The following is an 11,156-nucleotide window of genomic DNA, read 5'->3' on the forward strand; positions in this document are numbered from 1 at the left end:
GATCCGCCGCGCTGACCGTCGCGTCGGCGCTGCCCACGCCGGTGGTCAGGACGGTGACGGATGCCGCCCGCGCGGTGCTCGGCACCGACACCGTGCCGCGGTACTCGGCGGAGCTGCCCCCGGGTGGGGCGTCGCGGAAGTCGCTGGGGTCTCGGGCCGGGGCGGCGGGTGTGGAGCCCGTGGCGGTGTTCCTGCCCGCGTGCGCGGGGAGCATGTTCGGCCCGGAGGGCGGGATCGGCGCGACCGCCGCATTCACCCGCCTGCTGGAACGCGCGGGCGTCTCGGCCGTGGTGCCCGACGGTATCGACGCGCTGTGCTGCGGAACCCCGTGGTCGTCGAAGGGCTACGCGAAGGGGCACGCGACGATGTCGGCCCGCGTGCGATCAGCCGTGCGCGAGGCCACCCGCGACGGCGCCCTGCCGGTCGTGTGCGATGCGTCGAGCTGCACCGAGGGATTCGCGGCGACGCTGCGCGAAGAGGGCGTGGAGGTTCTGGATGCCGTGACCTTCGTGGCATCCACTCTTCTGCCGCGTCTCACCCCGACACCGGTGGCCGAGCTGCTGGCCCTTCACCCGACGTGTTCGTCGACGCAGCTGGGGATCGATCCGGCCCTGCGCGCGCTGGGCGAGGCGGTCGCGACCGAGGTGCGAGTGCCCGATGCGTGGGGGTGCTGCGCGTACGCGGGCGACCGGGGCATGCTGCACCCCGAGCTCACGGAGGCCGCGACCGCTCCGGAGGCGGCCGAGGTCGCCGAGTGGGGCGCGGATGCCTTCGCGTCGTGCAACCGCACGTGCGAACTCGGCATGACGAAGGCGGCGGGGGAGTCGTACGTGCACGTGCTGGAGCTGTTGGAGAAGGCGACGCGCTGAGGGGACGCGTCCGGGAGCGGACGCGTCCCCTCTCGTCACTCACTGCGAGGCGGGCAGCTCCGCGGCGCTGTCGCGGTCGGCAAAGGGCTTGGAGTCAATCCTGCGGAGCGGATTGCCGGCGCCTGCGCACGACAGCGATCCACAGTCCCGCAACGAGGGCGAGTACTCCGATACCGACAACGCTCGCAACCTGGACGCCGGTGTTCGCCAAGCCGGAAAGAGGTCGGCCTGCTGCGCTCGTTCCTCCTGCGGCGGACGCGGAGGGATTCGGGATGGAGGCGGCAGTTGTCGGAGACGCTGTGGGCGTGGTGCCGGTCGCGGAGGGAGTCGGTGCGGGGCTCGCGTCAGCGGGCGTCGGCGTAGGAACGGGGGTGGTGGAAACCGACCACTGTCCGGCCGAGAACGCGATCGGCAGCGTGGCCGCAGGGATCACGACGACGGGGATGCCGTCGGCGACGGCGAGGCACTCGAGGGTGAGCGTCGCGCTGCCCGTCTCTCCTCCCGCGGGCACGACCTCGGAGAAGGGCAAGTACATCGGCACCGTCACCGGCGCGGCACCATCGGTCGAGACGGTCGGGGACACCACGACCACGGAGGTGTCTGCGGACACGCTCAGGCGAGCAGCGTCCTGGGCTCCACCGGGGCATCCCCCGGCCAGGTAGGCAGATGAGAACGAGGGGTTGGCCATGGCATCACCGCTTGTCACCGTCATCCCCGTGGCGTCCTGCAACACGAGCGCGGACGACGTCGTTGCGGCCAGAGCAGGCGCGGCAGTCAGAGCGGCGGAGCCGAGAATCGCCGCCGTCGCCAGGGCAACGGGGAGCGTAGGAGGAAGCGCTTTCGTGAGGGACATGGTGGCTCTCTGTCGGGGTGACGCCGGTCGGGCAGGACAGACGGACTGTCCCCGAAACACATGTCGCGTTCGTGAACAGACAACGATGTCTCTCCCCCATCCGTACGAGCGCCGTTCACGCGGCGTGGCTACGTTCCGGGGCGCCCCTCTCACGAAAGCCGTCGATGACTGATCACAACGCCTCCTCCGGTTTCACCCGTCGGAACTTCCTCGCCGCAAGCGCTGTCGCAACGGCCGCGACGTCTGTCGGCTTCGCCGCCGGAACGACGAGTGCTCAGGCAGCTACTCCCGGTGCGGTGCTTCGCGCGGCGGAAGCGGTCGACCCCGCTCAGTTGCAGTGGGTTGTCTTCGACCACCACGTGCACTCGTTCTATTCGCACGACGCCAAGTACGCCATGACGACCATTCTGGACAACGCGCAGCGGTTCGGGGTGGGGGCGATCGTCTTCACCGAGCACAGCAACTTCGGGCACGCCAACACCGGCGGGATCTTGAACGCCGCCCGCGAGATCGAGGTGGCGCGCAGGGCCCGCCCGGACCTGATGGTGTTCCAGGGCCTCGAATGGTACATCCCCGCCGCGGAGCACGGCACGGTCATCGTCGCCCCCGGCCCCCAGACCATGCAGGTCATCCGCCGGTTCGAGCTGCTGTACGACGGCAAGCTCAACAAGTGGGACAAGCCGGACCCAGCCACGAACCAGGCCGCAGAATTCCTCCAGCACGCGGTGGACGGCATTCAATGGCTCGCGAAGCAGCGCGAGGACGGTCTTGTCGACGACGCCATCGTGCTCGCCAACCACCCGTGCCGCCTGGGAATCGACTCGCCGGCCGAGTTGCGCGCCTGGCAGGACGCCGACCCCGACATCTTCATCGGTATGGAAGGCGCGCCCGGCGCTCAGGCTTCGGGCCTGGCGACCAATACGTCGGACACGACGCAGCGAGGCGAGTACGAAAACTCACCCGGTACGTACTCGTACCCGGGTTTTCCCGAGGTCGCTTACCGCCTGCATGGTGGTTTCGATTGGATGACCGCGGTCGTCGGCGGCATGTGGGACAGCCTGCTCAGCGAGGGCCGTCGCTGGTGGATCACCACCAACAGCGACCTCCACCTGAAGAACCTCGACACCGTTCGAGTGGGAGACTTCCCGACCGGTGACAACTGGGAAGCCGGCCTCACGCTCGGGAACTTCAACCGTGCCGGCCGCCGACCCGAACCCGTCGCCACCGCCGATGCTCAGTTCGGAAGCGACCTGTGGCCCGGCGAGTTCAGCCGGAACCACGTCGGGCTCACGGACAAGACGCACACGGGCCTGATGTCCGCCTTCCGCGCTGGCCGCGTGTGGGTCGACCACGGACACCTGATCTCCGGGCTCTCCGTCACGCTCCGAGCCGTCGAAGACACCGCCACTGCGGCCACCCTCGGCGAAACCCTCAGCGTCGCCTCGGGTACCGATCTCGAGCTCGTGATCGACGTCGAGCCCACCACCACCCCCAATTCGTACGGCATCCTGCCCCGGCTGGCGCACCTCGACGTCATCGCCGGCGTCATCACGGGCCCAACCGGCGACCGCGAAACGATGACCGCTCCGCTCACCCGGGTCGTGCAGCTGCTCGATGTCAGCGACCGCAGCGGCTCTGCCTTCCAGGTCGTCGTGCCCATGGGCGCCGTCGAAACCGCCGGCTACGTCCGGGTCCGCGGATCAGACGGCAGGGTCAACGGCGTCGGGCCGATGGGCGCCGATGTCGACCCCCGCGCCCCGCAACCCCACGCCCCCGGTCAGGCGAACTGCTGGCTCGACACCTGGATGTACACCAACCCGATCTTCGTCGAGATCCGCTGATCGATACTCGTGGGCATTCTCGGCAATGCCTTCTCCGGGTGGCACCTCAGGGGCGCCCCCGCCTCTCAGGAAGGCTGCCGCTGATCCGTGTGGAACCGGTCGGTTTCGTCCGGCCCTTACCGTCTGCCGCATGCCGCGGACACACCCATCGCGCTCTCCGCTCGACGCCCTCGCGTCAGGTGCTGAACTGCAGCCAGCGTCAGGAGAAGAGCTGGCGGAGCGCGTCGAGGTCGCCGGAGTCGACGACCTCCTGGACCGCGTCGATGGTGTCCTGATCGGCGAACATCCCCTTGAGGGTGTCGTTCCAGATCGTTTGCACGGAGTCCACGTCACCGGCATCCACCGCCCTGCCCGCAGACTCGATCGCCTGCTGGTACGGAATCTGTTGAAACCCCGCAGGCGCGTCAGACGGGTTGAAGTACGGCACCCAAGGGCTGTCGGGGTTGGGGGTGAGCCAGAGCACCTGCCCCGGTTGGATCGTGCGCACATGGTTCATCGAGCCGAGGGTCGGGTACGCGCAGAGCCGCTCGGCAATCACCGCCTCGACGTCACCGGGCTCGACGGTATAGGTCGAGGGGGTGCCGTCCTCATCGAGTGTCACCTCGCCCCGCGCGAACTCACGTGCGCCGAGATCCCGCAGCGTCCCCCGCCGCTCCAGATACAGACTCCCGGTGGAGCCGTAGACCTCCGACATGCCCGAGCAGGTTCCCGACTCGGTCGATTGCGGCGCCGGCGTAGCTCCGGTCACCTGCTCGGCGACAGCCGCGGGAGCGGATGCCGGGGTCGTCTCGACTGCCGTGGGCGCTGCGGTGGTGCACCCGGCCAGCGCCGCCGCCGTCACGGCGAGTACGGCAAGTGCAGGGGTGAGCGTGGGTGCGCCGGCCATGACGCCATATTGACAGACTCGTTCCCCTTCTCGACGTCACGTGCGACCGTGGCGCTCGCCGCGGAGCGGATGCCTTCGCGTCGTGCAACCGCACGTGCGAACTCGGCATGACGAAGGCGGCGGGGGAGTCGTACGTGCACGTGCTGGAGCTGTTGGAGAAGGCGACGCGCTGAGGGGACGCGTCCGGGAGCGGACGCGTCCCCTCTCGTCACTCACTGCGAGGCGGGCAGCTCCGCGGCGCTGTCGCGGTCGGCATCCAGGGTGCTGCTATCGATCACGAACCGGAAGCGGATGTCGTTGGCGACCATCTCGTCGAAGGCCTCGTTGACCTGCTGCACGGGGATGACCTTCACCTCGGCGGCGATCCCGTGCTCGGCGGCGAAGTCGAGCACCTCCTGCGTCTCGGCGATGCTGCCGATCAGCGAGCCGGCGATCGTGATGCGGTTCATCGACACGAAGCCGAAGTCGATGCCCTCCTCGTGGATCGGCTCGAGCATGCCGACCGTCACCAGCGCCCCGTCGTGGCGGATGAGCGAGAGGTAGGGCTTCATGTCGAACGGCGTCGGAATGGTCGACAGCACGAAGTCGATGCTCGAGGCCTGGGCCTCGACGGCATCCTCGTCGGTCATGTCGATCACGTCGTCGGCGCCGAGGGCCCGCACGGCGTCGGCCTTGTCGGGGCTGGTGGTCAGTGCGATCACGCGGTCGGCGCCGCGCGCCTTCGCGAGCTGCACGGCGAGGTGACCGAGTCCGCCGAGGCCGGCGACGGCGACGACGCTGCCGGGACCGATGTTCCAGTGCGCCAGCGGCGACCACGTCGTGACGCCGGCGCAGAGCAGCGGAGCCGCCTGCTCGAGCGGGATGGCGTCGGGGATGCGCAGCACGAAGTGCTCGTTGACGACGATCTCGTCGGAGTACCCGCCGAGGGTGACGTCTCCGGCGTCGGGGTCCTGCCCGTTGTAGGTGAAGATCGCGGGCGGGTTCTGGTACTGCTCCTCGCTCACGCCGCGCTGCGACTCGTCGCCCCAGTAGACGAGGCAGCCCACGCCCACGCGGTCGCCGACGGCGTAGCGGGTCACTTGGGAGCCCACCTCGGCGACGGTGCCGGCGATCTCGTGCCCGGGGAGGCAGGGCCACAGCGTCGCGAGGGCACCGCCGAATTCGTCGCGCGCCTGGTGCACGTCGGAGTGGCATACGCCGCAGTAGGCGATGTCGATGCGCACGTCTTCGGGCCCCACCTCACGGCGGTCGAAGGTGAAGGGCGCCAGGGGGGTGTTCTTGTCGGGGGTGGCATAGCCGATGTTGCGGGACATGTTCTTCCTCAGGTCAGGGCGAGTGCGTCCCAGAACGGTAGGAAAGGCGCCTGACGAGAGACGGGCCCTGGTGTTTTCGGCGGATGCCGGTACTATCCGCGGCCGGCGGGGGGAGAAGGGAGGCGGACATCTCCGCCGTCACGGTCCGCAAGCGAAGGGTAGCCCGCTCTTCCCCGCGCGTCGGCCGCGCTCCTAGACTCGGCCCGTTCATTCACCCGATCAGAAGGTTCCTCGTGACAACACCCACCTGGCGCGCGACGATGCGCGCCCTGTCCGCCGCTGCCGCCGTCCTGTTCGCCGTCACCTGCGTCGGCGTCTCCGCGGCATCCGCCGCCCCCGCCCCGACACCCATCCACGACGTCCTCGTCGTCGACTCGTCGGGCGATCCGATCGACGGCGCCGTCGTCGAACTCAGCACCGAGCCGTTCGCCCCCGAACACTTCGGCATCGCCGGCGCCGACGGCCGCCTCGATCTCACCACAGTGCCCGGCCTCGAGCTCGGCACCGCCTATCAGATGTGGATCTGGGCGAACGGCTACGCCGGCTACTGGGACGGGGCGTCCGATTCGGACGACACCACCCCGGTGCAGCTCGTCGCCGACGACGTGACGGTGACCGCCACCATCGACAAGACCAACACCCCGCCGGATGCCACGTCCGCGGGGATCGCCGGAACCGTCACGGACGCCCTCACGGGGAAACCCGTCGCGGGCATCATCGTCAGCGCCGTCGACGACACCCCGGGCGGAAGCGGTGAGGGCGCAGGCGGGGGCCAGAGCGGCCAGACCGGTGCGTACTACTTGAACTACTCGGGGGAGACTTTCCCCAGCACCGCCGAGGTCACCTTCACCTCCCTGCTGGGCTACCCCGACGCCCCCTTCGGCTATGAGCGCCAGAGCTACAACGGCATCAACGACTCCACGGGCAGGGTCGAGACCCCGGTGCAGCTCGCCGCCGCGCAGACCACGTCGGGCATCGACGCCGCACTGCTCCCCAAGGGGCAACTGACCGGCACGCTGACCGAGGTCGGCGCGGATGGCACGATCGTCCCCCTGACCGACGCGGAGGTCGACGTCTTCAACCCGGAGACGGGCTTCTCCATCGCGAGCGGAGGCGTCGCTTCCGATGGGACCTACGCCTTCCCGGCCGCCGCCGGATCGTGGATCGTCAAGTTCAGCAAGATCGTCGACGGGAAAGTGACCGAGACGCAGTTCTGGAAGGGCGCGGCCACGGCCGAGACGGCGACACAGGTGGTTGTGTCGCCGAAGGAGAGCACGGGAGGCATCGACGCCCAGTTCGGCGCGGTGTCGGTCACCCCGACCACTCCCGCCACTCCCTCTACTCCCGGTGCTTCCGCCACCCCGGCCGTGCCGGCACCGGCCGGATCGACGAACGCGACTCCGGTCGCGGTGGCACCCGCCCGCTCGGCGACCGCCGCCCCGATCCTGCCCGTCACCGGGTCGGGCGACGTCACGCCGCTGCTGCTCGGCGCCGGCGGACTAGCCGCGCTGGGGGCCATCCTCGCGCTGGTCGCCCGCCGATCCCGCCACACCAGCTGACCCGATGAACCGGAGGGGCGGAGCGTTTTCGACGTTCCGCCCCTCCGCCGTTCCCGCTGACGCGCGCCTCCGCGACGTCAGCAGGCGGGGCGTCGCAGGGGCTCACCGTCCGCACTCAGATGTTTCAGCCATGCCTCGACGTGCACGATCTCAGCCGGGTACCTCTTGACCGCAGCGGCCAATTCCGGGGAGATATGGTGCACGAGCATGTGGGCACGGAAACGGCCGTCCGTATCCCAGCCGACTCCCGACTGGAAAGCTTCCGTCACGGCCGAAGCGGCGCTTTCAGCCTCTCGTACCTGATCGCGGCTCCACGTGCTCGGGACGACGAGCAGATGTGGCCCGAGCACAGGCTCCAACGCGGCCCGCACCGCCTCGACATCGACGGCCGCCGCGAGAAGGAACCATCCCTTCTCGCTCCGCGCGGCGAGGGAGGCCACGAGGGCGCCATCGCGGATGGTGTCGCACGCGTCCTGTACGTCTGTGCGCAGAAGCTCCGAGCGATCGGCGACGCCGTCCACGTCGGGAAAGCTCCGCCGAGTGATCTGTGAGAAGAGCGCCACCCCTCGGCCTCCGTCGGTCGCATCCGCGTCGACGATGCCCGCGCCCGTCCACACCCCGCGGACCGTCACCACGCCGTCCGGTTGCGCACCGGTGAGACCCCGAACGGGCATCGCGAAGTAGTCCGTCGCGTTGAACAGCTCGCCGTAGACTCCCTCGCCCCGCATGAGAAGTCGGTGCGAGGACCCGTCCTCGCGAAGAATCCCCGCAGCGGACACCCGGTCGCCGACGAGTACCGGTTGCAGATCAACGTTGCCCATCGACGCCCCCTCGCGATGTGGCCCAGTGGCATGAACCGCCGTGCCCCGATGAGCACCAGATTGCCACGACCGCCTCGCAAAGCATGCACCCGATAGCGATCTCCGCTGGTACAAAACTGATCGGCTTCGCCCCGGATGGCGTGAGCGGCGCGGTCCGCACACTCCTTCATCGGCCGCTGCGTCCGCGGGCGCAGCGTGGCCGTCGTCCGGGGCGATCCTTGCTGGCCGAGTCGTGACGCGAAACCGACCGGCTTTGCATCAGATGCTCGTCAGACGAGGTCGCCGTCCCGGAGCCATTGCTCGACGGCAGCGATGGTGCCGCTGTCGCGGACGGTTTCCCCGCGGACGGCGAGACCATCGTGGAGCGTGGCGCCGGTGTTCAGGTCGCGGTAGAACGAGCCCGTGTTTCCGAGGCCGCTCACGGCGTAGGTGACGAACGGGTAGAGGTCTGTGCCGGCCAGATCCGCGCCTTCAGCGAAGGTCGCCATGATCATCGGCGGCTGCACGTTCCAAATCGGGCTACCGATCAGCACCCGGTCGTACTGGCTCAGGTCGGGGAGGGTGTCGGCGATCGCGGGGCGGGCGTCGGTGTTCTGTTCATCGACGTTGCGGGCAACCGTGGGGTCGTAGCGGTCCGAGTACGCATCGGAGGCCTCGATTCGGAACACGTCGCAGTCGAGTCGGTCGCGGATCAGGTTCGCGAGGACTTCGGTGTTGCCGACGTCGAGGGTGCGGCGGCCGCCGTTCCAGTAGTTCTCCCCGGGGCGGGAGAAGTACACCAGCAGCGTCGCTACCGGGCTCCTCGGTGCGGCCGTGGCGGGTGCGGTCACGGGACGATCTTCGCTTTCGGGGGTGGTGCAGGCGGCCAGCAGCCCGGCCGCGGCGGCGCTGATCGCGCCGGCCGCGGCGGTCCGCAGAAGCTGCCTGCGGGTGGGCTGCGAGGCGGGCATTCTTACGCTTCGGCGCGGCCGGTGAGCCAGCGAACCATGTCGGGGTCGACGTGGGAGAAGAACTGCGACTCGCCGGCCTCGAGCTCGGCGATCTTCGCCATCTGCTCGTCGGTGAGCTCGAAGTCGATGACGTCGAGGTTCTGCTGCATGCGTTCGGGCTTGACGGACTTCGACACGACCACGACGCCGCGCTGGACCAGCCAGCGGAGCACGACCTGCGCGATGGACTTGCCGTGCGCGTCACCGATCTCGGTCAGGACCGGGTTGGTGAACAGGTCGTTCTTGCCCTCGGCGAACGGCGCCCACGCTTCGAGCTGTACGCCCTCGGCGTGCAGCAGCTCCTGGTAGTCCACCTGCTGGTGGAACGGGTTCGTCTCCATCTGGTTCACCGCAGGCACGATGTCGGCGAACGCGATGAGGTCCACGAGGCGGTCGGAGGCGAAGTTGGAGACGCCGATCGCGCGGAGCCGGCCGTCCTCGTGGGCCTGCTCGAGAGCGCGCCACTCGCCGTAGTAGTCGCCGAACGGCTGGTGGATCAAGTAGAGGTCGAGGTAGTCCAGGCCGAGCTTCTGCAGGGACGTGGTGATCGCTTCGCGGGCACCCTCCTCGCCGCGGCGCTGAATCCACAGCTTCGAGGTGATGAACAGCTCCTCGCGGGGCACGCCGCTGGCGGCAATACCGCGGCCGACGGCCTCCTCGTTGCCGTAGGAAGCTGCGGTGTCGATGAGGCGGTAGCCGGCCTTGATCGCGTCGGTGACGGCCTGCTCAGTCTCCTCCGCGGGTATCTGAAACACGCCGAAGCCGAGCTGTGGCATCGTCGCGCCGGTGTTCAAGGTGACTGTGGGGATGGTGCTCATGAGCGTTCCTTCCAAGAAGCGGACCGGCTGTTGCTCTGCCGGTGATTCCATCCAATAGCGGTTCTCTCACGCGGAACAGGCAGCGGTGTTAGGTGTATTGCCAGTGCCTGTTTCATGGTTCCGGCTCCGACTTACGCTTACCGATATGGATACCGGAACCGAAGCGAGCGACTTCCTCCGCACCCGTCGCGACCGCCTCACCCCCGCAGCGGCCGGCCTCACCGTCTCTACGACCGGCCGGCGGGTTAAGGGCCTGCGCCGCGAAGAAGTCGCCACCCTCGCCGGAGTCAGCGCTGAGTATTACAACCGGATGGAACGCGGCAAGCTCGCCGGCGTCTCCGAATCCGTCCTCTACGCCGTCGCGCGAGCGTTGCAGCTCGATGAATCCGAGGAGCAGCACCTGTTCGACCTCGCCCGTGCGGCGAACGCCGAGCACGCCGTGACTCGTCCCGCATCCAAGCGCATGCCCGCACGGTTCCGTGCCAGCAACCGGGTCGAGAGGATCCTCGAGGGGATGAGCGGGCTGCCCGCCTACGCCCGAAACGGCCGCACCGACATCATCGCGATGAATCAGCTCGGCGCCGCCCTCATGCCGGGCCTCGTCCCGAACGGGAACGAGCCGGCGAATCTCGCCCGATACCTCTTCCTCGACCCGTCATCCCAGGAGTTCTACGGCGATTGGGAGCGCGTCGCTCGCGACATGGTCTCCGCATTCCGGATCGCGGCCGGACGGACTCCGTTCGACCGGTCCCTCACCGACCTCATCGGTGAGCTGAGCACCCGCAGCGACCCGTTCCGCACCTGGTGGGCAGCCCACAACGTACGCCTTCACACCAGCGCCACGAAAACACTGCACAACCCCACGGTCGGAGAGGTGGAGGTCACCGGCGAAGCACTCACCCTCGCCAGCGAACCCGACATCACGATCATCACCTACGTCACCGAGCCCGCCTCGGTGTCGGAAGAACGTCTCCGCGTCCTCGCCAGCTGGGCCGCCAGCAAGACCCCGACCGCGGTACCCACCAAGACCCCGTGACAGCGGCGGGCTCGCGCCCGCGCCCGTGCACCCGCCCGACAACCTCAGCCGTACGGTCGGCGTTGTCGTGCCCATCGAAAGGGGCCCCCCCCCCCCGGGGGGGGCGCCCGGCGGGGGGCCGGGGGGCGGGGGGGCGGCGGCGGCGGGGGCGGGGGGGGGGGCGGGGGGGGC

At 69.1% G+C, this 11,156-nt stretch carries 10 protein-coding genes; 4 read left to right on the forward strand and 6 right to left on the reverse strand.

Features of this window, described 5'->3' with window-relative positions; genetic code table 11:
- Positions 1-869, forward strand: an 869-nt coding sequence (locus RWP81_RS09380) for a (Fe-S)-binding protein (RefSeq protein WP_314455278.1), incomplete at its 5' end; no start/stop codon positions are given.
- A 94-nt stretch (positions 870-963) separates the two neighbouring features.
- Here RWP81_RS09380 and RWP81_RS09385 read toward each other — a convergent pair.
- Positions 964-1,722, reverse strand: coding sequence for a hypothetical protein (locus tag RWP81_RS09385; RefSeq protein ID WP_314455281.1), 759 nt, complete (start codon positions 1,720-1,722; stop codon positions 964-966).
- A gap of 164 nt (positions 1,723-1,886) precedes the next feature.
- Here RWP81_RS09385 and RWP81_RS09390 point away from each other — a divergent pair, with 164 nt between their 5' ends.
- Positions 1,887-3,563 carry a PHP domain-containing protein gene (locus RWP81_RS09390; protein ID WP_314455283.1) on the forward strand — a complete coding sequence of 559 codons (1,677 nt, stop codon included), beginning with the start codon at positions 1,887-1,889 and terminating at the stop codon, positions 3,561-3,563.
- A 199-nt stretch (positions 3,564-3,762) separates the two neighbouring features.
- Here the strand turns inward: RWP81_RS09390 and RWP81_RS09395 are convergent, their stop codons facing one another.
- Together RWP81_RS09395 and RWP81_RS09400 are read right to left on the reverse strand one after the other, a co-directional pair.
- Positions 3,763-4,449, reverse strand: a complete 687-nt coding sequence (locus tag RWP81_RS09395) for a hypothetical protein (protein ID WP_314455285.1) — start codon at positions 4,447-4,449, stop codon at positions 3,763-3,765.
- A gap of 212 nt (positions 4,450-4,661) precedes the next feature.
- A complete protein-coding gene (locus RWP81_RS09400) occupies positions 4,662-5,762 on the reverse strand; it encodes an NAD(P)-dependent alcohol dehydrogenase (RefSeq protein ID WP_314455288.1) in 1,101 nt (366 codons plus the stop codon).
- A 233-nt stretch (positions 5,763-5,995) separates the two neighbouring features.
- Between RWP81_RS09400 and RWP81_RS09405 the strand changes: the two genes are divergently transcribed.
- The gene (locus tag RWP81_RS09405) at positions 5,996-7,321 is read left to right on the forward strand and encodes a hypothetical protein (protein WP_314455291.1); all 1,326 of its coding nucleotides are present in this window, start codon (positions 5,996-5,998) and stop codon (positions 7,319-7,321) included.
- Between the two features lie 77 nt (positions 7,322-7,398).
- Here RWP81_RS09405 and RWP81_RS09410 read toward each other — a convergent pair whose 3' ends face one another.
- The 3 genes from RWP81_RS09410 to RWP81_RS09420 all read right to left on the reverse strand — a co-directional run bounded on the left by RWP81_RS09410 (position 7,399) and on the right by RWP81_RS09420 (position 9,940).
- The gene (locus RWP81_RS09410; RefSeq protein WP_314455295.1) at positions 7,399-8,142 is read right to left on the reverse strand and encodes a hypothetical protein; all 744 of its coding nucleotides are present in this window, start codon (positions 8,140-8,142) and stop codon (positions 7,399-7,401) included.
- 269 nt (positions 8,143-8,411) lie between these two features.
- Complete coding sequence (locus RWP81_RS09415; RefSeq protein WP_314455298.1) at positions 8,412-8,972, reverse strand: flavodoxin; 561 nt, start codon at positions 8,970-8,972, stop codon at positions 8,412-8,414.
- A gap of 122 nt (positions 8,973-9,094) precedes the next feature.
- Entirely contained in the window at positions 9,095-9,940 is an 846-nt protein-coding gene (locus tag RWP81_RS09420; protein ID WP_399540575.1) for an aldo/keto reductase, read from the reverse strand.
- Positions 9,941-10,094: 154 nt separating this feature from the next.
- Between RWP81_RS09420 and RWP81_RS09425 the strand changes: the two genes are divergently transcribed.
- Entirely contained in the window at positions 10,095-10,985 is an 891-nt protein-coding gene (locus tag RWP81_RS09425; protein WP_314455305.1) for a helix-turn-helix transcriptional regulator, read from the forward strand.
- Positions 10,986-11,156 lie beyond the last annotated feature (171 nt).

Origin of the sequence: uncultured Microbacterium sp. (assembly GCF_963521695.1) — a bacterium.
Taxonomy (GTDB): Bacteria; Actinomycetota; Actinomycetes; order Actinomycetales; family Microbacteriaceae; genus Microbacterium.